Consider the following 24,864-nt stretch of genomic DNA (forward strand, 5'->3'; position numbering starts at 1 on the left):
CCTCGACAACACGTTGCGGGTAAGGCTACGCAACGTGTTGCCGAGGGCTGTCTCACTTGCAGCTAAAAGCGTCTGTCAGCGAGCGATAGTCTGGGTCTTCACACCCGCTTCAAGCGCATTCGAACGACCGTAGATGTCTTCGAAACGCTCGATGTCATCTTCGCCCAGGTAGCTGCCCGATTGCACTTCGATGATTTCCAACGGGATCTTGCCCGGGTTGCGCAGGCGATGCACCGAGGCGATCGGGATGTAAGTGGACTGGTTCTCGGTAAGCAGGAACACGTTCTCGTCACAGGTTACCTGCGCTGTACCGGATACCACGATCCAGTGTTCGGCGCGGTGGTGGTGCATCTGCAGCGACAGGCAGGCGCCCGGCTTGACGGAGATACGCTTGACCTGGAAACGACCGCCCATATCCACCGAATCGTAGGAGCCCCACGGACGGTACACTTCGAGGTGGTTCTGGGTCTCGGTGCGGCCCTGTTCGTTGAGGGTGGCGACCATCTGCTTGACGCCCTGGACCTTGTCCTTGTGGGCAATCATCATCGCGTCCTTGGTTTCGACGACTACAATGTTGTCCAGACCGATCACCGACACGAGCTTGCCGTTGCCGTGGATCATGCAGTTGCGGCTGTCCTGGATGACCACGTCGCCCTTGGTGACGTTGCCGTTGGCGTCCTTGGCGTTGACTTCCCACAGCGACGACCAACAGCCGACATCGCTCCAGCCAGCCGACAGCGGCACAACGCAGGCGCGCTGGGTTTTTTCCATGACCGCGTAGTCGATGGAGTTGTCCGGGCAGCAAGCGAACGTGGAAGCGTCGATTTCCAGCGCGTCGCCGTCCTGCACGCTGCGCTCAAGGGTCAGCAGGCAGGTGTCGTAGATGTCCGGATCGTGCTTTTTCAGCTCTTCCAGGAAGCGGCTGGCGCGGAACAGGAACATGCCGCTGTTCCAGTAGTAGCCACCGGCTTCGACGAATTCCTTGGCGCGTTTTTCGTCAGGTTTTTCGACGAACTGCGATACGCGGCTGACACCTTCCGGCAGCAGGGCATCGGCGGTGGACTTGATGTAGCCGTAGCCGGTTTCAGGCTTGTTGGCCGGTACGCCGAACAGCACCATTTCGCCGCGTTCTGCGGCTACGGTTGCCAGTGCCAGTGCGCGTTGCAGGGCTTTCTGGTCTTCGATGACGTGGTCGGCTGGCAGCACCAGCATCAGGCCGTCGTTGCCTTCGTTGACCAGCTTCATGGCGGTCAGGGCAACGGCTGGTGCCGTGTTGCGGCCGAACGGTTCCATGAGGATCGCCTGGGTGTCCAGGTTCAGTGCAGCCAGTTGCTCGTTGACGATGAAACGGTGGTCCTTGTTGCAGACCACGATAGGCTCCTGCATGCCCTCGAACACCAGACGCTCCAGGGTTTGCTGGAACAGGGTGTGCTCGCCGGTCAGTGCCAGGAACTGTTTAGGGAATTGTTTACGCGAAAGCGGCCAGAGTCGTGAACCACTACCGCCTGACAAGATAACTGGAATCATTTTGTTTCTCCAAAAGCATTCAATTAGGGCCGTACGAGGTGTCTGTCGTTTCTGTCTTGTTCTTGTTCCGCGCGGGTCGGTTCAGCGCTGATGCCCTGAACCGGCCTGCATAATCCGTTTAGCGGGTTGCGACCGGTGGCTTGACCCACACTGGCGAGAGGCTGCTGCCACTGCCGGTGATGTAGAGCACAGCGGCTTCGCCACGCTCCAGTGCCACTGGTTTCACATCGGTGACTTTCTTGTCGCCGTCGTACAGCGCCAGGCTGACTTTGACCGGGTTGATCTCACGCTCACCGGTGCCTTTGGCCGCTACTGCGTTGACCACTTCAGTCTTGCCGTCGGCGGTTTTCAGAGTCAGGGACTTGTCGCTGAGGTTCTGAACGCGAACCAGGGATTTCTGCTTGTTCTTGAACGGCGGCTCTTCAACCAGCTGCGGTTTGCCGCTGGCGTTGTTGACGATGGTGTAGTAGTGATCACCCGCCAGTTTCACCGGCAGGCTCTGGCTGCCCAGCTTGGCGGTGTAGTCGCCCTGTGGCATGAAGCTGAACGCAGTGCTGCCCAGTGGCGCCACTTCGTTGAGGTTGGTGTTGCCAACGGTGGCGCTGATTTCGGCGTTGCTGGCGTTGTAGACACGCACGAAGGTCGAGCCTTTTGGTGCGGTCGGGCCGTACAGGGCGGAGTCACCGGCAAAAGCTTGCAGGGACATCAGGCCCAGACCTGCGGCCATTGCGCAGGTTTTGAAAATGCGTTTTGCGGTCGAACGGTTGGCAGTAGTGTTAAAAGTCATGAGTCAGTCCTCTCAGTTTTGCGCCCGGTTGGGCGACTCGGATTATTTGGCGTTGAGCGCCACGTTTTCTTGGGTGTCACGCGATTTCTTCAGCTCGGCGATCCACTTCGGATCGAACTCGCCAAGATCGTTGTGTGCTGGCAGGTAGCGCTCCGGGAACTCCCAGATCACCACTTGCGGCGGGGTGTTCTTGAAAGCATCGGTCTGCAGGTACTTGAGCATCGGCAGAATCGGGCCATGGCCGTCTTCGGCGTAGTTGACGACGTCGCTGCGCAGGGCTTCTTTCAAGGCACCGACGAAGTTCCAGTTAGGGTTGGCGCTGTAGCTGGTGCCAACCAGACCCACCGGGATGTCGCTGTCTGCGAACAGTGCGTCACCGCCTGCTGCTTCGCCTGCTACTGGATCGGTGCTGCGTTTCTGCAACTCGTCCGGCTTGGGCAGCAGGTTGCTGAACAGCGGATCGAGCGGCAGGAATGTAGTCAGGTCACCTTTGTAGGCTTCGGTTCCCTTGGCTTGTGTGACGAACTGCTCAGGTTCGCCTTCCAGCGGCGTTTTCTGGGCAATTGCGGCGCTCAGTTGCTGCGCGGCGACTTCGGCACCCATTGGCGTCCAGTGGGTGTCGGTGCGCAGGAAAACCTGGCCCTGTTGTTTGGCAGCTTGCAGCGGTGCCAGCAGGTCCGGGGCAAAGATCCCGGCCTTGGCGACCTGAGCGTGGAACTGCTGATACAGGTCGGTGTGCAGGCTGGCAGGCTTGCTGTCACCGATGTGCTCCGGGTACAGACGGGTTTTTGCCGGAACAATCGCCAGGACCAATTTGGTGCCCTGTTTTTCCAGCGCGTCACGCACACCCTGAATGATCGCCAGGTTGTCGGCTTCGTTCTGCTCGCCGTTGGCAACTGCGTCGAACTCTTCGTCGGTGTACAACCACTGGTCCTTGCCGAGCACAACACCCGGACGACCTTCGTTGAACAGTTTGAAGTCCAGCGCTGCCCACAGGTTGGTGCCCAGGCGCTTGATCGGGAACTCATCGTCGTAATGAGTTTCCGCCGCCTTGGTCCACTTGCCGTTGAGCACGGTGGTCTCGGCCGAGGTCGAGAATGTGCTGAAACTGCGCAACGACCAGACGCCCAGGACCAGCAGAATGGCCAGGAAGATGGCGATATAGAGGATTCGTAATGAACGGGTCATGTCAGGCTCCTCAGAACTGGAAGTAAAGGAACGGCGAGAAGCTTTGCGCCGAGAGTTTGAGAATCGAAGCCACGAACAGCAGCAGGATCAGTGCACGCATGGCGTAACGTGGCCAGTCGGCAACCCAGTACGCTGGCTGCACCTGGGCTTCGCTGCCCACGGTGTAGCCTGGCAGGTGCAGACTGCCGGGAGCATCGCCAGGAACGGCCTTGATGGTGCCCGGTTGTGCGGTCGCAGGACCGTCAGCCTTGGCACTCTTGCCGGTGTCTTTTTCACGGTTCTGGTAGAAGTCACGCAGACCGAAGAACGCCAGGGTCACGTAGGCCACTACCAGTGTCGCAACTTGCAGACCGGTCAGGCTGGCACGGTTGAGTTCCGACAGCTGCCACTCGCCGAAGCTGAACATGGCGCTGTACATACGACCGGCGACATGCAGGTTTTCGGCGCGGAAGATGACCCAGCCTACGACCACCAGCAAGAAGGTCAGTGCCCAGCGAATCGGGTTGAAGCTATAAGGCTTGGTGTTGATGCCGACCGCTTTCTCGATGGCCAGCCACATACCGTGCCAGGCACCCCAGATGATGTAGGTGACGTTGGCACCATGCCACAGACCGCCCAGCAGCATGGTCAGGAACAGGTTGCGATAAGTCGCGAACTTGCCGCCACGGTTGCCGCCCAGGGTGATGTACAGGTAATCACGCAGCCAGGTGGACAGGCTGATGTGCCAGCGACGCCAGAACTCGGTGATCGACTGGCTGATGTAGGGCTGTTTGAAGTTTTCCATGAAGCGGAAACCCATCATCAGACCCAGACCGATGGCCATGTCGCTGTAACCGGAGAAGTCGAAGTACAGCTGCGCGGTGTAGGCCAGCGCACCCAGCCAGGCGTCACCGGTGGTCGGGTTTTGCAAGGCGAAGCAGTGGTCGGCGACCACCGCCAGGGTGTCGGCGATGAACACTTTCTTGATGAAGCCCTGCATGAAGCGCGTGGCACCCTCAGAGAACTTGTCCAGCGTGTGTGTACGGTTGTTGAACTGGTCGGCCAGATCGCGGAAACGCAGCACGGGGCCGGCGATCAAGTGCGGGAAGATCGCGACGAATGCAGCGAAGTCGATCAGGTTGCGCGTGGCCGGGGTGTCGCCGCGGTAAACGTCGATGATGTAGCTGATGGACTCGAAGACATAGAACGAGATACCGATCGGCAACAGCACGTGGGTCAGGATGAACGGTTCAAGCCCCATCGAGGTCATGGCTGCGTTGATGCTGTCCACACCGAAGTTGGCGTATTTGAAGTAGCCCAGAATACACAGGTCCACGATTACGCCGAGCAGCAGCCAGCGCTGTGCCGGTTTGGTCCGCACACCTGCTGCGCCTACCTTGAGACCGATCCAGTAGTTCCAGACGGTCACGCCGATGAACAACGCCAGAAAGTCAACACGCCACCAGGCGTAGAAGATATAGCTGGCAATCAGCAACAGCAGATTGCGATAGCGTTGCCCGCTCAAGTAGTACAAACCGAGGAAGATCGGCATGAACAGGAACAGGAACACGTTGGATGAGAAAACCATCCTTATCTCTCCGTTTGTCCAACATTCAAGGGCTCAAAGCCCCCCCAAACCCCCCGTTGAAATTGGGGGGGTAAAACACGTCGCGTTACGGCTTGTCGGTGAAGCAGCTCAGGCGAAGTCCGGTCTTTTGGATGCATCGCTTGGGCGTGGGGCTTCGCGGACAAGTCCGCTCCTACAAATAACAACAGTGAATCAGGAGCCGTCGTTATCGCCCTTGTCGCCTTTCTCGTGCGTCGGGTCGTAAACCTTGGTCAGGTCACCGCCGAGGCGGAAAGTCTTGAACGGCTGCTTTTCGTGTTTCTCTTCCAGCACGTCCGGGCTGCAGGTGTAGAGCGAGCAGTACGGTTCGAGCCAAGCGAATTTCGGATCTTTCTTCAGGTCCGTCATATCCTGTTTTTCACCGTTGTGTTCAGCAAACGATGCAGGGTCTTTGACGCCGGCCAGAACACGGTCACCCAAGCGCTTCAAAGCACCGTTGTTTTCCGGACGCAGATCGACACCATTGGCCTGGGCGAAGCTTGCGATCATTGCAAGTGGCGGCAAGGCGTAGTTGTGATACGACAGCGCGCGTTGACGACGCTTCATCTCGTTGGGCAGGTAGCCGTCCTTGTCTACCTGATTGGCGGCGACCTTGAATTCCTTAACAGCCCAGTCGAACAGGTCCTGGCGGTTGGTCACGACGGCGGTTGCCATCACCGACCATGCGGCCCAGTACGAGTGGTTGTTGATTTTTTCCAGCGGCAGGTTGCTCCAGTCGCTGACCACTTGGTCGGCCAGCTTGCTGAACCAGGCTTCGATGATCTTCGCGTCCTGCTGACGATTGGCCAGCGGGTGCGACTCGGAGAACTTCAGACGCAGGTAGGCGGAGGACATGCTGCCCAGTGCCCATTTGCGCATGGACTTGCCGGTGTGGTTGAACTCGCGCGACTCCAGCGCATCGGCCTTGGCCCAGGTGGTCATCATGTTCAACGCGCAATCGAGCTGTTCCGGACGACCGTCGCGCATGTACTGCATCACGACTTTGCTGACGCCACGCTCAAGGTCGGTGATGTCCTTGGTAGCATCACGAAAAGCTTCTTCCGACACGGCGTTGAGAGTCGCACGTGCCTTGTCCGAACCTTCGTACTTGCTGCGGAAAACCAGCTTGTCGGTGTACGGCTTCGGAATGGCTTCACAGCTGAAGTTGTGATCGCCAGTCTTCATTTTTTCGATCGGGGCGTCATAGCCCTTGGGTGGAACCAGTGCGGCGGACGCACCCGTAGCCCAGGCCATCGATGACAGGATTGCCATCGACAGCAGGGTAGGGCGTATCAGTTTAGGAGTCTGCATAAGTCACCTCATAGTCCGGCTTGAGCGGTGTGTGTCGCAGCGCTCGGGAACACGTTGCGTTTGCATACTTTGGCTTCGACTTTTTGTGGTGCCGTGCCTGCTTCCGGTCCCTGGATTTCCAGCGCCAGCAATTGCTGGTTAGCCCAGTCCTCGTCTTCGCGCAGTTCGAACGCGAAGCGTCCGTCGGTATCGGACGTTTCCGGTTTTTCGATTTTCAGATCCTCGTGACGCCCGTTCATGTACCAGAGCCTGGCTTGAAGGACTTTCACCGAGGTGTCGTCAAACTTGATGTCGATCTGATTGCTGCCGTTACGAATGTCCTTGATGCCATTCTTGCCGTTGACCAACACTTCGTTGGTGCCCGGCTTGAGGGTGGTGCTGGCGTTCATGACCGCAGGCTTGCCTTCGCAACCGTTGTCCAGCAGCGCCATCATCTGGCGATAGATGGTCTCTTGATCCAGGCGATACAGCGGCGAGAATTCCCAGATGAGAATTTTCGGCGGACGCTTCTGGAAGTCTTCACTGCCCAGGTACTGCAGCATCGAACCTTCCAGACCACCACCAGGGAACGCTACGTTCAACACGTCGGCACCCATGTATTCCTGCAGGAAGCCAGCGAAGTTGTAGTTCTTGCCGCTGTGGCTGGTGCCGACCAGTGTGATCTCCGGGTTGCCGGAATCGCCGAACAGGTCACCGTCGCCCGCCTCACCCTTGGGTTCGGTGGTGAATTGATCCATGTACTGGATCGCGTAGCTGGTGCCGCACAATTGACCCGCCATATTGTGCAAAGTGCCCGTTTTGCCCATGCGTCCGGAAATATGGCTTTCGAACTCACGCTTGGGGATGTCGCTGTAGCCCGGAACCTTCTTCACGGTTTCGGCGACGATCTTCGCAGTGCGTTGTGCGCCGTAAGGCGTCCAGTGCTGGTCACCGCGGAAGTAGAAGTCATGCGCCTGCTGCTCGTTGGTCAACGGTGACAGGTCCGGGACCCAGTAACCCATCTTGCTGAAGCGGCCGAGCATGGCCTGATAGTTTTTCAGCGCCTTGTCGTAGTCGAACTTGTCGCGCTCGGCTGGAAACAGCTTGTTGCGATCTACCAGACCACGGGTCGGTTGATAGACCACGACCAGTTCGACGCCTTTGCTTTTGAACGCATCGTGCAGTTCTTTCATGCGGCGGTAGCCGGCAGGCGTGGTGTCGAATTCGGTGCGCAGGTCTTCCTGAGTCCGGAACAGCCAGTCGCCCTGAGCCTGGACCAGTGTGGTGAAGTTCTGCTGATAGCGCGTGGTGTAGTTTTTCGCATCATGCGCAGCCGGGCACAGAGAGCAGCAAGGCTCGGCCTTGAATGTCGGCGCTTGTGAGTCATCCGCCCGAGCGACACCTGCGGCGGCCATGAGGGCGGCGGTGAGGCTGGACAGGCTCAACAGCTTGATCAGATGTGCGTGCATAAAAATACCCTTCCTCATTCCCGCAGCTCGGTCTGGCTTTCGACGGGGTCGATCAATACGGCTTTTTTCTGGCGTACAAGCAGGTCGAGGATCTCGTCCTGGCGCTCACCGAGGATGCCGTTGAGGCTGATGCCGACCTCTTTGGTGGGCATCAGCATCGAGACGCGATACAGCTCGACACTCAATGGCGAGTCGATGGACAGCGGGCCGGAGCCATTGCTGGACAGTTCGCCACCGACCATGATCAGCGATACCTGAGCGTCGAACGGGTCGAGCTCGATGTCGCGGTCGGTGTCGCTCAAGTCCTTGATGTGGCCGTAGACGCCCATCAGGCCGTTGCCTATGGCGACGTTTTCATACAGCTTGATGTTCACGCTGTTACGCACGCGGATACCGTGGCGGCGGTTGGCGATCACGCGATTGCCCCACAGCAGGTTATTGCCGCTTTCGTACAGGGTGATGCCGTCAGTGTGGTTCTGATAGATCTCGTTGTAGGCGACGATATTGCCGACGCTGTTACGGTCCAGAACCACGCCGGACAGTTTGTTGTTGTGGCTCTTGTTGCGGAAGATGAAGCTGTTGTCCACTTCCCGGGAAATGATGATCCCGTGCTTCTTTTTGGTCCCGTAAACGTCGTTTTCGGCGATGATCAGACCGTGCGAACGGTCATGCGGGTCAATGCCGTAAATGATGTTGTCGCGGTAGGTATTGCCCTTGACCACGAAGTCGCGGGTTTCATAGCAGTAGAAGCCGTACCACATGTCCGAGAACTCTGAATCGATGATCCAGCCGGTCGGCTCGGCACGCTTGAGAATCTTCGCGGTGTTGGGCGTGTACTGGGAAATACTGATGCCGTAGGACTTACTCTGGTCGTAACCCATGCTCGCCATTTTGGTGTTGGCGATCCAGGTTTCCGAGCCACCCCAGGTCAACAGGAACGGACGAAACTCGTCAGGCTTGCGATAGGTCGCCAGGCTGTTGCGGGTTTCACTCCAGGCATTGACCTGAGTGTGGGTGATCAGCATCTTGCCTTCGCTGACGATGAACGAACCTTTTTCCTGAGACAGACGCAATTCCTTGGTCTTGCTGTCGATCTCGAAGATCCCGGTCTCTTTGACCAGGATCGGCAGGCGCGCCACATAGACACCCGGCGACACTTCATTGAGGAACTGCTTGGGCACCTTTTTGGCGAGGTCCTGCAGGTTCACGTAGCCATCGGAAATCATGATGGCCTGCGGGATGCCGCGCTGACGGTTGACCCATTCGGCCATCTTGTTATCGCCGCCGATGAATTCCTTCAGGCCGGTTTCTTCCATCATCCGCGAAACAGTGACCTTGCCCGGCTTGTTGCGCACGATCTTTTTCAAGGCGGCTTCTGCGGTGTAGCCCTTGAGGTCGGGCAGCACAGGCTTGGCCATTTCCAGCGGTTCTGGCGGCGGGCTGGTGATGGTGTAGGTCTTGGCCTCGTGGAGCTCTTTGACCACCGCCTTCTGTGCATCGGTTACGACAGGGGCGTTAGCCAGCGCCACACCGCTGGCCATCAGCAGAGCGCTGGTCAGCAGTGCGCTTTCGAGCAGGGCATGCGGCCAGCTTCGGCTACGCCCATTGCTTGTATGACTGTTCATCTCTGGCACTCCTTTGGCGGTTCGCATCAGAAGCGCCAGATGACGTCGACAACAGCGCGGTGCATGTATTCATCCACGCCGTTGTGATACGCATCGCCGGGCTTGAAGACACCTGCGCGCAAGCGCACCAGTGCCGAAGGTTCGTCGAACGACTGGCTGAGCGAGGCAGGCAGCAGGCCTTGTTTGAAGTACTTGGTCACGACCAGGTCCATTTCCTGACCCAGGTCCTTGCGCCCGTCTTCCAGCGGCAGTGAACTGAATGTGTTGCTGTTACCGTTTTCACGCACGGCATTGATACCCGAACCGCCGATACCGGTGTTGCCGTCCACACGACGGAACTTGTGGTAGATCAGCGACGCGTCGTATTCCTCGTTCATCTGCCAGGAGGCGAATAGCGAGCCGCTTTCCACGTTGGCCATTTCGCCCTGGAACGCTTCGCCGAAGCGATGAATGCGCGAACGCGTGCCGGTCCAGTTCGAACGGTTGCTCTCCAGACCGTTCTGGACGTAATCCTTGCTGGCGCGCGAGTAAGCCGCACCGACTTGCCATTGCGGGTCGAGACGAAGACGCAGACCCAGGTCAGTGGCCCAGCCGTTCATGTCGCGGTCGTTTTTCTCGCCGGCGATGAACTGGTCATTGCCTGCGGAAGTCACGCCGATTTCGTCACGTGTACCGTTCAGCCAGGTCAGGCTGCCCCAGTAATTGAGCGGGGTAGTGTTGCGATAGTTGTAGGCATCGCTGTCGGCCTGCAGACCCAGCCAGGTCAGATTGCCGTTGGACGTCTTGTCCAGATCATCCAGTTGCTCGCCCTGAGACTTGAGCTTGCCGTCGTCATGGCTGTAGTGAGCGCGCACGCCCGCCCAATGGCCGGGAGTCCACTGGTAGCTGGCGGAACCGAACAGGTGCTTGCGGTCTTCGTCGTCAGGTGCCAGTTCGGTCAAGTCGGTGCGGTATTCGCTGAAGCGCTGTGCGGCACCCAGTTCGGCACGCAGCAAGGTGGTATCGAAGTTCCAGTTGATGGCCTCGATGTTGGTGTCGTGCCACTGACCATCGTCGTTGCGCAGACGCTGACGACCCACTTTGAGGATTTCGCCGGGGTAGGGCGTGAAGCCACTGTAGCCAATCCAGAATTCACGCAGCGCAGCATAGGACTTGTCGACTTCGCGTTCGCTGGCAGTGCCGCGGGAGGTTTGCGTGCCGCTGCCGTCGCTGTTGCTCTGCTCCAGCGGGTCGGTCTGAATGGTGTCGGTGGCGGTGACCACCTGGCCCATGGCATAACCGCTCCAGTTGCCGCGCTCACCGTAGACCCAAGGGCGCAGGTCCAGGCCCACACCGTTGACGTCGCCGCCCGAACGGGTGCCCAGATCGCGATCATCCTCGGCCTGTGCCGTGGCTTTCACTTCGATACCGAAATTCTGTTCTTCGGTCAGCGCTGCCAGCGTCGGGCAGGCCCACAACAGGGTGAAGCCAAGGCCCATGCCAGCAGCCATCAGGGGATTCAACTTCATAATGCTTCCTCACCGTCTTTTTCTTCTTGCAGGGCCTGCATCGCCATCGCGTTCTGAGTAGCGCTAGCGCCCCGGACTTTTTGCTCGCGTGCCAACAGGTCTTTGGCAGTGGCGAGTTTTTCAGGCGGCAGTTGTGCGTTGAGTGCCTGGGCAAGCTCGGTTGCTTGCGGGGTTTCGCTGGTCAGCGCCAACTGGGCGAAAACCCAGGCGTTGACCGGATCGGGCAGCGTGCCCTTGCCCTGCGAGAACAGCTGCGCAAGGGCGAAGTCGGCGCTGTTCTGGCCACCACGGGCGGCGGTCAGCAGCTCGTCCACGGCTTTTTGCGAGTAGACCTGGCCCAGGTAGCCGCGACGGTAGATCTGACCCAGGTAGTAATGGGCAGAGATTTCCGTTGCGGTAGCTTTCTTCAGATGCTCTTCGGCCTTGACGGCATCGGGCGTGACCCATTTGCCTTCGTAGTACAGGCGCCCCAGCAGCAGCTCGGCGCGAGGCTGGTCCGCCGCGCGGCCGTTGTTCAGGTATTCCATCATCTTGTTGACGTCACCCAGTTCGGGGAAGTCGTAAAGCAGTTTGGCCAGCGTGACCCATGAAATCGGGTAGCCCGGCGCAACGCTTTCCAGCAATTGCTGAGCGGTCTTTTCGTCCGGCGTACCGATGGTGGAGTCACCCAGTACGCGCGCCACGCTGTCCACTCGCTGAGCGCCGACACGGCCGGCCGCATGCTCGCTCTTCAATTGCGCGATCAGTGCTGCCTGTTGCTCGGTCTGGTTGCGTGTCTGGTAGACGGTGGCCAGCTCGACGTAGCAGATATCGGTTGTTGAAAGCGCCTGCTTGCAGATGCTTTCGACTTCATCCAGATGCTCGGCATAGGTACCTTGCGTGCGATACAGCAGCACTTGGGCCAGACCTGCCTCCGGATAACCGGCAGCGCGCCACTCACTGATCTTCTGCTGCGCATTCACTTCCGGGAAGGTATGCGGGTATTGCAGATAGAGCATGGCCAGCGGGATCAGGGTGCCCGACTCGCCATTGGCGAAGGCCTGTTTCAGCAGGCCTTCGGCTTCGCGATGTTCGGCTTCGGTAGCGTCGGGCTTGGCAGCCAGCAAACGGCCCAGGCGCGACTGCGCCCGAGGGGAGGTCTGCGCGGCAGCGCGATAGGTAGCCTCGGCCTGCTTGAGCTGAGCCGGGTCGCGAGTTGCGACCTGAATATCAGCCAGGCCGACTTGCGCGTCGCTATAGCCCAGGTCCGCCAGCTGCCGATAGTTCTGCTCTGCCAATGCAGTGTCGCCGTTTTTCAGGGCTTCATTGGCAAGGCGTTGATCAGGCAGGCCGGCACAGCCGCTGAGGCCGAGCGCGACGGCAAGGCTCAATAGCGTGGGGGTCGACAGGCGTCGTAGTGGGCTGTTCATGGTTACAGACCCGCAGCCATTGCTTTATCGATCAGCCAGTTCACGGACGGGCCGCGATCGCTGACGACTTCCACAGGGCGACCGGCAAGCGAGCTGCTCAGGCTTTCATCAGGCTTGATCTGCACGCGGATGTCGGTAGACAGGTCGGTGTCGCTCAGGTTGGTGCTGCTAACGATCTGACCGGTGCGCAGTTTGTCTTCACCAGCGATCTGGAAGCTGACACGGGTGCCTGGCTTGACGTCGTTGAACTGGCGATAGGTGAAGCGGGCTTCAACAGTTGCCGGCGCGTTGCGTGGCACCAGTTGGAAGATCACTTGGCCCTTGGACGCGAACTGACCGTCGGCAACCAGTTGGCGAGCTACAACGCAGTCGCACGGGCTGGTCATGGTGCCGCTCATCTGCTTGCCATACAGCTCTTCGATCTTGGCTGGCTGCAGGTCTTCACCGGTCAGGCTACCCTTGAGCATTTCCAGCATGCTGGTATTGAAGGTTGCCAGTGGCGCGCCTTTGGTGGCTTCGCCGTTCTGGGCTACCAGGCTTTGCACAGTGCCTTCACGCGGCATGGTCACGTCCATGCTCGGGATCGATACCAGGCCAGCCGATGCGTGGCTGACAAAGTACAGGCCGTAGACGGTCTTGAAGATGAAGCCGAACGCCGCCAGACCGACAATGAAGATGCCGAGGCTGAACGTTACGGCGCGCAGGCGGCCCAGGGCGCTCATGCCGCTGTCGCTGCCCTTGACCTTGCGTGCCTTGGTGAAGTTGTCACGCTGCAAGGTTGCCAGCACTTCACCCAGGCTGACGATTTCGCCGGACAGGTGAGAGGTGATCAAGTGGCGCAGGGTGGCAATGTCCTGAACTTCCAGATTCTGGAACTGGCAGCCAATGCGGCCGCTGGCGTTATCCACCGAGCGGACCTGCATTTCTACATCCATGGCCAGGCCAAGGTTGTCGATCAGGAACTGCAGGCGGCCTTTGATAACTTCCCCGGCGGTGTAGGTAAGACCCTCTGGAGCAACAAAGCTCAGACCGCCGGCCGACAGATCTTCGATGCGCACCAGCGGTGCGTTCGGCTTGTCGTTCAGCAGGCGCAGTTTGGCCGGGATCTTGATCCGGGCGTGTTGGCGCTGGGCTTCGGATTCATGTACGACGTTCGCATTCACGGCTGTATTCATGGCTAATTTTCCTACTTAAGCGATTAATCCGTTGGCCCGGTCAAACCATCGTCAACAGCACAGCGACGAAGATGGTGCCAGCCGAGAAAGTCATGGTTCGGGACGACCACGTGTTGAACCAGCCTTGAAAGCTGGCCATGTCGCGGCTCAGTTTGGTGTCCTGGCGTGTCCAGGACTGGCGGTCCAGGCGGAAGAAGACATAGATCTTCATCAGCGCGCCGATGATCTGGTTGTAATAGAGAATTATCGGGTAGGCAGGCCCGATCCTGTGTCCCGAGAGGGACAGCAGCAGGGTAAGGATCAGGCGGGTCATGCCGATCCACAGCAAGTACATCATCAGGAACGCGCCGCCATACTTGAAGCTGGCGATGATGGCGACGGTCAGGCCGAGAATCGAGGTCCACATCGACACACGCTGGTCGAACAGCACGATGCTGGTGAAAATCCCCAGGCGACGTACGCCCAGACCCAGTGCACGCGAGTTCTGACGCAGGTTGTTGCCGTACCAGCGATACATCAGCTTGCGGCTGGCTTTCAGGAAGCTTTTCTCGGGCGGGTGTTCCACGGTGTTGATCGCGGCGTCCGGCACGTAGAAGGTGTCGTAACCCAGGCGCATCAGGCTGAACCAGCTGGACTTGTCGTCACCGGTCAGAAACCGGAAAGTGCCCAGACGCCAGTGGTTGAGCGAGTCGCTTTCCACGTCGGCAATGAACTCCGGATCGGTCACCACGGCAGCGCGGAATACCGACATACGGCCGGTCATGGTCAGCACGCGCTTGGACAGAGCCATCGAGCACATGTTGATGTGACGCTGAGCGAAACGCAGCTTGTGCCACTCGCTCATGATGTAGCCGCCACGTACTTCACAGAACTCGTTGGTGGTCAGGCCGCCGACATTGTCGAACAGCTGGAACCACGGCACGGTCTTGGCGACCACACCTTCGTTGAGTACGGTGTCGCCGTCGATCACTGCCACAACTGCACGCTCGTCGGGCAAGTGACGCGAGATGGCACGGAAGCCGTAAGCCAGGCCGTCACGTTTACCGGTGCCCGGAATACGTACGAAGTCCAGTTGCACGCGGTCTGGCGGGTTGGCCTTGGCCCACATGCTTTTGACCAGCAGTTCATCGGACATTTCAACCAGCGAGCAGACGATAGTGGTCGGCAGGCCGCAGTTGATGGCTTCACGGATGACCGAGCTGTACACCTGTGCGGTGGTCAGTGCATCGATGCGAAAGCTGGTAACCATCAGGAACACATGGGACGGATCTGCTGCACTGCCCAGCTTGCGAACCTTGCGGCGCAAATGCGGGTAGACGATGTACAGGAAAATCATCCCGCGCACGAAGTGCGTAATCCCCATCGAGTAACGCCAGATGCCAACGGCGCCAATCAGGAATATAAAGTTCTTCGACTGCGAGTCGAAGATACTGGTAGGCAATGCCGTGGCAAGGCCCATGAGTAAACTTAAGTAAAACAGCCAACCGGCGGCCTGTAACAGGCCGTGCTTGAGCCTCTGCATAATCGTATCCCTAAGTCAGTTGCGAGCCTCAAGCCCCAAGCTGCAAGCACAGTGCTTGAGCTTGTGGCCTGGAGCCTGGCGCTTGTGGCTTGCGGCTGATTTACCAGCAGATACCTTCGGCGCGACCGTCTTCGCTGGTGGCGTTGGTCATGAAACCCACCAGATCGATGACGCGCTTGCCTTCGGGAGTCTTGTTGGCGAGGGCGCGGAAACGCTCATCGCGGTTGCCAAGGATGATCACGTCAGAGTCGTTGATGACCTGATCGAAGTCCGAATTCAGCAGCGACGATACGTGCGGAATCTTGGATTCGATGTAGTCCTTGTTGGCACCGTGAACGCGTGCATATTCGACGTTGCTGTCGAAGATGCTCAGGTCGAAGCCCTTGCCGATCAGCATTTCGGCCAGTTCTACCAGCGGGCTTTCGCGCAGGTCGTCAGTACCGGCCTTGAAGCTCAGGCCCAACAGTGCAACCTTGCGGGTGTCGTAGCTGGCAACCATGTCGAAAGCGTTCTGCACTTGCGAGGTGTTGCTGCGCATCAGCGAGTTGAGCAACGGCGCTTCGACATCCAGGCTGCTGGCGCGGTAGGTCAGGGCGCGAACGTCTTTAGGCAGGCAGGAGCCGCCGAATGCGAAGCCTGGGCGCATGTAGTACTGGGACAGGTTCAGCGCCTTGTCCTGGCAGACCACGTCCATCACTTCACGACCATCGACGCCGACAGCCTTGGCAATGTTGCCGATTTCGTTGGCGAAAGTAACCTTGGTGGCGTGCCATACGTTGCAGGTGTACTTGATCATTTCGGCAACGGCGATGTCCTTGCGGATGATCGGTGCGTCGAGTTCTTCGTACAGCGATTGCAGCACGTCGCCCGAGGCTTTATCGAACTCGCCGATCACGGTCATTGGCGGCAGGTCGTAATCCTTGATTGCGGTACTTTCACGCAGGAACTCAGGGTTGACGGCAACACCGAAATCAACACCGGCTTTCTTGCCGGAGCAGTCTTCCAGAATCGGGATGACTACGTTGGCAACCGTGCCTGGCAACACAGTACTGCGAACAACGATCGTGTGGCGGGTTGCTTTGTCACGCAGGACATAACCAATTTCGCGGCACACCGACTCGATGTAATCGAGTTCCAGATCGCCGTTCTTCTTGCTCGGCGTACCGACGCAGATCATCGACAGGTCAGTGGCGCGAATGGCTTCGGCGAAGTCGGTAGTGCCGCGCAGTTTTCCGGTACTGATACCTTTCTGCAGCAGCTCTTCCAGACCCGGTTCAACGATAGGTGATTTGCCGTTGTTGATCAGATCGATCTTGGTGCTGGAAATATCCACACCAACTACATCGTGACCGCGGGCAGACAGGCAACCGGCACAGACTGCACCGACATAACCCAAACCAAATATGCTGATACGCATCGTATTCTCCTCGATTTTTCACGCCATAAATTGGCTGGATATTAATTTTGGCCAGCAGATGTCACGCGCTATCCGTTACGGCTAACAACGCCGTGGAACTAACGCAGGCATATTTAATAAGTGAGTGCCCAAATAGGTGAGGCGAACTCAAATGACACTAAGTACAAGCGGCAAGTGACCTGTCCGGTGGGCAGGGCCCTGCTCTCCTTGGATGCAGTAAACCACTCCTGTTTGACGATTGACGGCGGACCTCGTTCGGAAAGCCTCAGGCTTAAGCCTTGGCTGACCTTGTCGAATCCTGCGCATCACACCTGTTTGGCGCATCGCCTGTCTACAACATCAACTAGTGATGTGAGTTTAGTTCTGATACCTGACGCCAGTGTCGTGTGAACCTGGCTTCCCTGTCGGTAACTTCCGATTTTTCCGGTCGACCTGTAAGTGATCTCTTACGCGTCAGCCCAGAATTGTTACGGGATGTAGGAGCGTAGGAATTCCCATTTAGTTCCGGGCCGCTCGTCCTGATTTGCGGATTTTGGTGTATCCAGTTTGTGACGGGGGCAGTATCGCGATGATGGCTTTTTTCTTAAAAGCCTTAGTGCGCGGGGATTGCAGAGGGATGGATATGAAAGTGCTACTACGGTAAAAAGCTAAAAAGCCACTACGTAAAAAAATGGATTTTTTTTCATGAAAAAATCAGGCGGGAGTGTGTCGTCGAAAAGTTGACGTTTATCTGGCGTCACGATGTTGGCATTTGCTGTTGGATCGTAGGACAGGTCGTGTAACAGCCATGCGTTACACGACGGTTACATTATCTAGTCTTCTGTAACGTTGCGCAAAAACACCAACTTGTCGGGCGTCGACTGCTCACGGTTATAACGATAGCCCTGAACATCGAACGCCTGTAACGCCTCGGGGCTGTTGATACGTTCCTCAATGACGAAACGGCTCATCATGCCGCGCGCTTTCTTGGCATAGAAGCTGATGATCTTGTACTGCCCGTTCTTGAAGTCCTTGAACTCGGTGTCAATGATCCGGGCGTTGAGTGCTGGGCGTTTGACCGCAGAGAAGTACTCGGTAGATGCAAGATTGAGCAGCAAGTCGTCACCCTGAGCTGCCAGCGCTTCATTCAACCATTCGCTGATCTGCGTACCCCAGAACGCGTAGAGATCCTTGCCACGAGCGTTGGCCAGTCGCGTGCCCATTTCCAGGCGATAGGGCTGCATCAGGTCCAGCGGGCGCAGCAGCCCGTAGAGGCCGGAGAGCATGCGCAAGTGATCCTGGGCGTATTCGAGCTGCGCGTCGCTCAGTGTTTCGGCCTGCAGGCCGGTATACACATCGCCTTTGAAGGCCAGCAGCGCCTGCTTGGCATTGTCGAGCGTAAAGGCCGGGTTCCAGCTGCCGAAGCGTGCCGCGTTCAGCCCGGCAAGCTTGTCGGACAGGTGCATCAGTTCGCTGATCTGCGCCGGCGTCAGTTCACGCAGTTGGGTGATCAACTCCTGAGAATGATCCAGATACTGCGGCTGAGTGAAGCGTCCGGTAGTGGGCGGGGTCTCGAAATCGAGGGTTTTTGCCGGGGAAATCACCATCAGCATGAAGTCGTCTCCTTTGATCGTCCGGGGATTCTAGGGGCTGATGGCCCATGACTCCAGCTATGGTAGCGATAGAATTCGGCGTGTTTCTCACGCCAGCATGTCGTGCGGCTTTGTATGCGCACCGACATAAGAAGCCAGGCTCATATCAGCTATAGTGGCGCGCTGGTCATGATGTTAACGGTTGATCGAGAGGGCGTCGGGTTTGCGTATTGTTTTAGCAGTGTGTGCAGGTCTGTTCTGGCTCCAGGCGCAGGCGGCAGTGCCGGTCACTGCCACCATAGACCGCAGTGTATGGCCTGAGCGCCTTGAAACGCCGGGGTTGTTCGACGTTGCGTCGCGCGCGGAAATCCTCGCCTTTGCCCACGAACTCTACCTCAGCGAGAGGCTGGACGAGGAGGGGCTCAAGCAGCGCCTCGGCCTGCGCTTCGTCAACGTGCCTTCGTTGAACGTGGTCCGCCATCGTCTGTGGCTGCGCTTGCTGGAAAACTATCAGAATGCTCAAAAGAGCTGCGAGCAGGATGCCAACTTCTGCGTGCTGGTCGAGGACATGGACCAGCTGCGTCAGCGCGCTGAAGAGTTTCAGGTGTCGAACGATTCGTTCTACGCCAACTGGGCCAGACCCGCCGCCGCGTTCCATCAGCGTTATCTGAACGAGCTGCTGTTCATGGCTGCCTTGTTCCCGCAGACCAGCAGCGAGATTGAGCGCTACAACTCTGATGAGATGAGTGGCGACGAGATGCCGGACCGTACCTTCATGCTCAATTTCGAAAGCGGCCCGAGCCCTGCCGATGGCGGAACCGACTGGCTGGCCGACTTCATGCGTCAGCAGAAGATGACCGCCACCTTCTTTGTACTGGGCAAGAGCCTTCAGGAGCGTCTCGACAGCACATCGGCCATAAGCTTGCAGGCGCTGTATCGCCAGCAGTGCGTGGGCATTCAAGGGTGGGAATATCGTTCGCATAGCCAGTGGCTGGACTGGCAGGACTCAGTGCAACGCAGCGCGGCACTGGTTCAGCGCTTGCTGCCGGATAACTTCGTGCCGCTGTTTCGTCCGCCGTACGGCCATCGGCGCGCCGACAGCGGAGACTTCTTCCGCGCCGAGCATTTACGCGTGTCATTGTGGAACATCGATGCCGAGGACAATACCGGGCGGCTTTCGGCAGAGCAGGTGGGCGACCGCGTGTTGACCCTCATGCTGCTCTGGCGCAAGGGCACAGTGGTATTCCACGACGTGGCCAACAAGGCGCAGTCTGCACTGCCGTTACTGCTGGCCAATACCGCGCAAAGCGAGTTGACCTGGGACGATTGCCGGAATATCTCTGAAAACCCCGTAGAACAAGGGTCGCAGAGCAGTGAAGAGGCTGCGCCCGAGGGGGAATGAAGGCAGATTCGGCGTGGGCGGACTTCCGACTTTAAACGTGCTGTGTACGTCCGCCAAGCTCTATTCGTCAGGCTGTGAAATAAAGTTCAAAAAACTGTCAAAGAGCTTTTTTCTGTCATCCCTTTTGCTGTATTACGAATACAGACCGCCGAAACCTGCAACACAGGTGGCGTCTTCCAAGACCCACCTTGAGCGACATTTCTCCCCTGCCTGAAGGGAAGAATCCGGCGGCCTTTTCGTGGCGCAGTACTGTCGTGGTTCTGCGTCGCCCGGCTTCTACAAAGGTGAGCGAGTATGGATGATCACGGACGCACCCCTTCCACTAACCAGCCAATCCTTTACGTGCTCGATACCAACGTATTGATTCATGATCCAAACGCACTGCTGAATTTCGAAGAACACCACGTCGCCATCCCCATGACGGTTCTGGAGGAACTGGACAAACTCAAGGCCGGTAAACATTCGGTTGCTGCCGAGTGCCGCCAGGCCATCCGCCTGATCGACAAGACCCTCGGCGAGGCTAACCCTGAAGAAGTTGAAAAGGGCGTGCCGATTGACCGCGGGACCGGTGTTTTCAAAGGTTTTCTGTCGATTTTGATGAGCAAACGCGAGGAACCCAACAGCCTGCTGCCCGAGCACCTCAACGACAACATCATCATCAACCAATTGATCGACCTGCATGCGCGCAACAAGGACTTGAGCGTTGTGCTGGTGACCAAAGACATCAACATGCGCCTCAAGGCCCGCGCCTGCGGCATTGCGGCCGAGGATTACAGCACCGACCAGCTGGTCGACGACGTTTCGCTGTTGTCGCGTGGCTACCACGACATGACCGGTTCGTTCTGGGACCGGGTCAACAAGGTCGACACCCGTCAGGAGCGTGGCCGTACCTGGCACCGCGTGCAGCTCAATGAAATGCTGCCTGCGGTTCATATCAACGAGTTTATTGTCGATGAACAGGGCTTCGTGGGCTGGATCAAGGGCGTCAAAAACGACGAACTGCTGATTCTGGACATGCATCAGGAGCCATTGCTGCATCAGGAAGCCTGGGGCCTGAAACCGCGTGATATCTATCAGGGGCTGGCGTTGTTCGCACTGCTTGACCCGGATATTCACCTGGTCAACCTGTCCGGAGCCGCTGGTTCGGGTAAAACCATTCTGGCATTGGCAGCTGCCATCGAGCAGACCATGGTCACCAAGCGCTACCGGCGCATCATCGCTACCCGCAGCGTTCAGGGCCTGGATCAGGAAATCGGCTTCCTGCCCGGCACCGAGGCGGAAAAGATGGAGCCTTGGCTCGGCGCGATCACCGACAACCTTGAAGCCCTGCACATGGATGATGAAAACACTCACGGCAGCGTCGACTACATCCTCAGCAAGGTGCCGTTGCAGTTCAAATCCCTCAACTACATTCGAGGTCGCAGCTTCCAGCAAAGCCTGATCCTGATCGATGAATGCCAGAACCTGACCCCGCACCAGATGAAAACGATCATCACCCGTGCCGGTGCTGGTTCTAAAGTGGTCTGCCTGGGCAACCTGGCGCAGATCGACACCCCTTACCTGTCAGCCACCAGTTCCGGGTTGACCTACCTGACGGAGCGCTTCAAGGACTTCCCGAACGGCGTGCACATCACCCTGCAAGGCGTGCCACGCTCGATACTGGCCGAATACGCGGAGAGTCATTTGTAAATCAGATGCATGCGGGGAGCCCATGTGTGAATGGGTTCCTTGCTTGCAGCTCACGGCTTGTAGCGTGTAACTGCCACTCCCTCTACACTTCTTGCTTCTGCCAAGGAGTAACGTTGTGCTCACTCATCTCGATTCCCAGGGTCGCGCCAATATGGTCGATGTCACGGATAAAGCCGTGACGTCCCGTGAGGCGGTGGCCGAAGCAGTGGTGCGCATGCTGCCCACCACGCTGCAAATGATTGTCAGCGGCGGTCATCCCAAGGGGGATGTATTTGCTGTCGCACGCATTGCCGGCATTCAGGCGGCGAAGAAAACCAGTGATCTGATCCCGCTCTGCCATCCATTGATGCTCACCAGCATCAAGGTTCACCTCGCAGCTGACGGGGATGATGCGGTGCGTATTACCGCGAGCTGCAAGCTGGCCGGGCAGACCGGTGTGGAAATGGAAGCCCTGACCGCTGCCAGCATTGCGGCGCTGACTATTTACGATATGTGCAAGGCGGTCGATCGCGGTATGGTCATCGAGTCGGTTCGGCTGCTGGAAAAGTTCGGCGGCAAGAGCGGTCACTTCATTGCCGATCAGACACAGGTATCGCCATGAAAATCCAGGTTCAGTATTTTGCCCGCTACCGTGAAGTCCTGGGCCTGGACAGCGAGTCTGTCGAAGGCGAGTTCGCCACGCTGGACGCGCTGCGCCAAACGCTGCTGCAGCGTGGCGAGGCCTGGCAGGTCCTTGACGAGCAGAACCTGATGTGTGCCCGCAATCAGGAACTGTCCAAGCCGACCGAGCCGTTGGCCGATGGCGATGAAGTCGCGTTCTTTCCGCCCGTCACCGGAGGCTGAACATGACCATTCGCGTTCAGGCTGCGGCGTTCGACCCCGGCAATGAAGTCAACGCGCTGCATGCAGCCAACCTCGGCATCGGCGCGGTGGTCAGTTTTGTCGGCTATGTGCGGGACTTCAACGAAGGGCGCGAGGTGTCGGGCATGTTTCTGGAGCATTATCCGGGCATGACCGAAAAGGCACTGGCAAAAATCGTTGCCGAGGCCGAACAGCGCTGGCCGTTGCTGCGCGTCGATGTGCTGCATCGGGTAGGGGCGCTGGAGCCCGGCGAGCCGATCGTATTCGTGGGCGTTGCCAGCGCTCACCGGCAGGCAGCGTTCGAAGCCTGCGATTTCGTCATGGACTACCTCAAGACTCGCGCGCCGTTCTGGAAGCGTGAAAATACGGCCGACGGCCCGCGCTGGGTAGAAGGGCGTCACAGCGACCAGCAAGCGGCCGATCGCTGGAAGTGACCGTCAGGTGTTGCTTCGCACCACGGCCCTGAGCAGATGGGTCGGCGGTGTTTCACAACTGATCTTGCGACCCAGTTTCTCTTCGATGGCGGGCAACTGGTAGGAGTCGTCTTCGCCGGCGAAGCTGATGGAGACGCCATCGGCACCTGCGCGACCGGTACGGCCGATGCGGTGCACGTAGTCGTCCGGCACCTCAGGCAGGGTGAAGTTGATCACGTGGCTGATGCCATCAATGTGGATACCGCGACCGGCCACATCGGTGGCGACCAGAACGCGGATCTTGCCTTCGCGGAAGCCTTCAAGGGTCTTGATGCGCTTGTGCTGTGGCACATCGCCCGACAGTTGCGCGGCATTGACGCCGTCGCGTACCAAGCGCTCTTCGATGCGCCGCACCTCGTCCTTGCGGTTGGCAAAGACCATCACCCGTTCCCAGCCGTTGTCGGTGACCAGGTTATAGAGCAGCTTGTACTTGTCGGCACCGGCAACGGCATAGATATGCTGTTCGACGTTGTCACTGGCGACGTTCAACGATTCGATTTCGACGATGGAAGGGTCCGTCGTCCATTGTTTGGCGAGGTTCATCACGTCTTCGGTGAAGGTCGCGGAGAACAGCAGCGTCTGGCGTTCACCCTTGTGCGGGGTTTGGCGAATGATCTGACGCACCTGCGGGATGAAACCCATATCGAGCATGCGGTCGGCTTCGTCCAGGACCATCACTTCGACCATGTCCAGATGCACTTCGCCGCGCTGGTTGAAGTCCAGCAGGCGGCCAGGCGTGGCCACCAGAATATCGCAGTGCCGTGCTTCAAGTTGTTTGAGCTGCTTGTCGAAATCCATGCCACCGACGAACGTCATGACGTTCAGGTCGGTGTATTTGGTCAGGTCGGCGGCGTCCTTGGCGATCTGCACCACCAGTTCGCGAGTGGGCGCAATGATCAGCGCGCGGGGTTCACCCATGTAGCGTTCGGCTGGGGGGGGAGTCTGGGTAAGTTGCTCGATGATCGAGATCAGGAACGCAGCGGTCTTGCCGGTACCGGTCTGGGCGCGACCGATCGCGTCCTTGCCTTTGAGCGTGAAGCCCAGTACGCCCGCCTGAATCGGTGTGCAGTACGGGAAACCAAGGTCCTGAATTGCGTGCATCAGTTCAGGCGCAAGGTTGAAATCGTGGAAGCGGGTCTTGCCTTCCTGCGGTTCGACGATGAAATCTTCGGGTTTCCATGCTGGCGCAGGCGGTTTTGCCACGCGCTCACGACGCGGACGCTCGGCCCTTGGCTTGTCGGTGCGCGGTGCTCTGGCTTTGGAGGGCTCGTTGACGGTGTCCGAAAGCTGAGTCTGGGCATGATCCGGTGTGTCGCCTGCGGCAGCGGGGGAGGCGGGAATAAAGGCTGTCGGACCAGGCGCGCGCTGCTCAGCCTCACTTTTACCGAACATCTTTTTAAGTGCTTTGAGCACGGTCATCTCATCAATTGGTTAAGGAATGTACGCCGAGCAGTGTAAAGCAAGAACCGTGCTCGGCGTAGTGCCATCCGTGGCGAGCTACAAAAGCGGTCAGTTGCAGGCGGGCTCAGGGCGCTTCAGCGCAGCTTTTCAGACAGCCAGGCGCCGATGTCATGGATTTCCTGCGGTAACACTTGGTGCCCCATTGGGTACTCTTGCCATTGAGCGGTTACACCCTGAGCCTTGAGGTGCTCGTACACCGTCCGGCCCATGGGGTTGTGTACCACTTCGTCATGCTGACCATGCAGGCAGTAGGCAGGAATGCGCTGTTGGCTGGCTGAAAGTGTCATCTCATTGCTGAATGTCGGGGCATAAGTGGACAGCGCCAGTACGCCGCCCAGCGGACCCTGCCAGCGTCTATAGCCTGCATGTAACACCACCGCGCCGCCCTGGGAAAAGCCTGCCAGAAATATCCGTGACGGGTCGATGCCGCTGTCGCGTTGTTGCTCGATCAGGTCCAGCACCTTCTGTGCCGAGGCTTCCATCTGATCGTGATCAATGGCGCGCGCCTCGGAACTCATGGCCTTGATGTCGTACCAGCTTGGCATTTCATAGCCGCCGTTGACCGTTACGGCGCGTGTCGGTGCCTGAGGCAAGACGAAACGTGTGGTCGTCAGCGACTCCTGCAGCATCTCGGCGACCGGAAGAAAATCATAGCGGTCGGCGCCCAACCCGTGCAGCCAGATAACGCAAGCATCCGCTGTGCCTGAAGGTTGGATGATCAAAGGTTCGCTCATGTCTGCTCCATTTGTGTGCGCTGGCTCATTTAGAGCGCATTAATAGGGTGCGCGGTTAGGTTGAAAATGAAAGAAGATGTCGCAAGATTACAAGTTTTTGTCTTGACCTGTCGCTAATTCGACATAGCCAGCATGCTGGTACGGGCTTTGCTACAGCAGGACTGGAGTCGA

20 protein-coding genes are annotated in these 24,864 nt (G+C 58.3%); 5 read left to right on the forward strand and 15 right to left on the reverse strand.

The window, feature by feature from the left end; genetic code table 11:
• Positions 1-75 precede the first annotated feature (75 nt).
• The 13 genes from RGM3321_RS03950 to yaaA all read right to left on the reverse strand — a co-directional run bounded on the left by RGM3321_RS03950 (position 76) and on the right by yaaA (position 18,094).
• The gene (locus RGM3321_RS03950; protein ID WP_244391688.1) at positions 76-1,527 is read right to left on the reverse strand and encodes a mannose-1-phosphate guanylyltransferase/mannose-6-phosphate isomerase; all 1,452 of its coding nucleotides are present in this window, start codon (positions 1,525-1,527) and stop codon (positions 76-78) included.
• Positions 1,528-1,645: 118 nt separating this feature from the next.
• The gene (locus RGM3321_RS03955) at positions 1,646-2,314 is read right to left on the reverse strand and encodes an alginate O-acetyltransferase AlgF (protein WP_244391689.1); all 669 of its coding nucleotides are present in this window, start codon (positions 2,312-2,314) and stop codon (positions 1,646-1,648) included.
• A gap of 42 nt (positions 2,315-2,356) precedes the next feature.
• Positions 2,357-3,502 carry an alginate O-acetyltransferase gene (locus tag RGM3321_RS03960; protein ID WP_244391690.1) on the reverse strand — a complete coding sequence of 382 codons (1,146 nt, stop codon included), beginning with the start codon at positions 3,500-3,502 and terminating at the stop codon, positions 2,357-2,359.
• A gap of 10 nt (positions 3,503-3,512) precedes the next feature.
• Complete coding sequence (locus tag RGM3321_RS03965) at positions 3,513-5,069, reverse strand: MBOAT family protein (protein WP_244391691.1); 1,557 nt, start codon at positions 5,067-5,069, stop codon at positions 3,513-3,515.
• Between the two features lie 192 nt (positions 5,070-5,261).
• A complete protein-coding gene (locus RGM3321_RS03970; protein ID WP_244391692.1) occupies positions 5,262-6,398 on the reverse strand; it encodes a mannuronate-specific alginate lyase in 1,137 nt (378 codons plus the stop codon).
• An 8-nt stretch (positions 6,399-6,406) separates the two neighbouring features.
• Positions 6,407-7,846, reverse strand: coding sequence for an alginate biosynthesis protein AlgX (locus RGM3321_RS03975; protein WP_244391693.1), 1,440 nt, complete (start codon positions 7,844-7,846; stop codon positions 6,407-6,409).
• A gap of 14 nt (positions 7,847-7,860) precedes the next feature.
• Positions 7,861-9,471 (reverse strand): mannuronan 5-epimerase AlgG, encoded by a 1,611-nt coding sequence (gene algG, locus RGM3321_RS03980; RefSeq protein ID WP_244391694.1) that lies wholly within the window; start codon positions 9,469-9,471, stop codon positions 7,861-7,863.
• A 26-nt stretch (positions 9,472-9,497) separates the two neighbouring features.
• A complete protein-coding gene (locus RGM3321_RS03985) occupies positions 9,498-10,979 on the reverse strand; it encodes an alginate export family protein (protein WP_004658317.1) in 1,482 nt (493 codons plus the stop codon).
• On the reverse strand, positions 10,976-12,388 hold the full coding sequence (algK, locus tag RGM3321_RS03990) for an alginate biosynthesis TPR repeat lipoprotein AlgK (protein WP_244391695.1): 1,413 nt from the start codon (positions 12,386-12,388) through the stop codon (positions 10,976-10,978). The genes RGM3321_RS03985 and algK overlap by 4 nt, the downstream gene beginning before the upstream one ends.
• 2 nt (positions 12,389-12,390) lie before the next feature.
• The gene (locus RGM3321_RS03995) at positions 12,391-13,563 is read right to left on the reverse strand and encodes an alginate biosynthesis protein Alg44 (protein ID WP_244391696.1); all 1,173 of its coding nucleotides are present in this window, start codon (positions 13,561-13,563) and stop codon (positions 12,391-12,393) included.
• A 40-nt stretch (positions 13,564-13,603) separates the two neighbouring features.
• The gene (gene alg8, locus RGM3321_RS04000) at positions 13,604-15,088 is read right to left on the reverse strand and encodes a mannuronan synthase (protein WP_244391712.1); all 1,485 of its coding nucleotides are present in this window, start codon (positions 15,086-15,088) and stop codon (positions 13,604-13,606) included.
• 97 nt (positions 15,089-15,185) lie between these two features.
• Positions 15,186-16,502 (reverse strand): nucleotide sugar dehydrogenase, encoded by a 1,317-nt coding sequence (locus RGM3321_RS04005; RefSeq protein ID WP_002552256.1) that lies wholly within the window; start codon positions 16,500-16,502, stop codon positions 15,186-15,188.
• Between the two features lie 812 nt (positions 16,503-17,314).
• Complete coding sequence (gene yaaA / locus RGM3321_RS04010; RefSeq protein ID WP_244391697.1) at positions 17,315-18,094, reverse strand: peroxide stress protein YaaA; 780 nt, start codon at positions 18,092-18,094, stop codon at positions 17,315-17,317.
• 202 nt (positions 18,095-18,296) lie between these two features.
• Between yaaA and RGM3321_RS04015 the strand changes: the two genes are divergently transcribed.
• The 5 genes from RGM3321_RS04015 to moaE all read left to right on the forward strand — a co-directional run bounded on the left by RGM3321_RS04015 (position 18,297) and on the right by moaE (position 22,459).
• Positions 18,297-19,475, forward strand: coding sequence for a polysaccharide deacetylase family protein (locus tag RGM3321_RS04015; RefSeq protein WP_244391698.1), 1,179 nt, complete (start codon positions 18,297-18,299; stop codon positions 19,473-19,475).
• A 294-nt stretch (positions 19,476-19,769) separates the two neighbouring features.
• Complete coding sequence (locus tag RGM3321_RS04020; protein WP_002552259.1) at positions 19,770-21,164, forward strand: PhoH family protein; 1,395 nt, start codon at positions 19,770-19,772, stop codon at positions 21,162-21,164.
• Between the two features lie 115 nt (positions 21,165-21,279).
• Positions 21,280-21,765, forward strand: coding sequence for a cyclic pyranopterin monophosphate synthase MoaC (moaC, locus tag RGM3321_RS04025; protein WP_244391699.1), 486 nt, complete (start codon positions 21,280-21,282; stop codon positions 21,763-21,765).
• Positions 21,762-22,007, forward strand: coding sequence for a molybdopterin converting factor subunit 1 (moaD, locus tag RGM3321_RS04030; RefSeq protein WP_244391700.1), 246 nt, complete (start codon positions 21,762-21,764; stop codon positions 22,005-22,007). The genes moaC and moaD overlap by 4 nt, the downstream gene beginning before the upstream one ends.
• A gap of 2 nt (positions 22,008-22,009) precedes the next feature.
• The gene (gene moaE / locus RGM3321_RS04035; RefSeq protein ID WP_244391701.1) at positions 22,010-22,459 is read left to right on the forward strand and encodes a molybdopterin synthase catalytic subunit MoaE; all 450 of its coding nucleotides are present in this window, start codon (positions 22,010-22,012) and stop codon (positions 22,457-22,459) included.
• A gap of 3 nt (positions 22,460-22,462) precedes the next feature.
• Here moaE and rhlB read toward each other — a convergent pair whose 3' ends face one another.
• Together rhlB and RGM3321_RS04045 are read right to left on the reverse strand one after the other, a co-directional pair.
• The gene (rhlB, locus tag RGM3321_RS04040; protein WP_244391702.1) at positions 22,463-23,917 is read right to left on the reverse strand and encodes an ATP-dependent RNA helicase RhlB; all 1,455 of its coding nucleotides are present in this window, start codon (positions 23,915-23,917) and stop codon (positions 22,463-22,465) included.
• Between the two features lie 116 nt (positions 23,918-24,033).
• Entirely contained in the window at positions 24,034-24,693 is a 660-nt protein-coding gene (locus RGM3321_RS04045) for an alpha/beta fold hydrolase (protein ID WP_244391703.1), read from the reverse strand.
• Positions 24,694-24,864 lie beyond the last annotated feature (171 nt).

This window comes from Pseudomonas sp. RGM 3321 (assembly GCF_022836805.1).
Lineage (GTDB): Bacteria > Pseudomonadota > Gammaproteobacteria > Pseudomonadales > Pseudomonadaceae > Aquipseudomonas.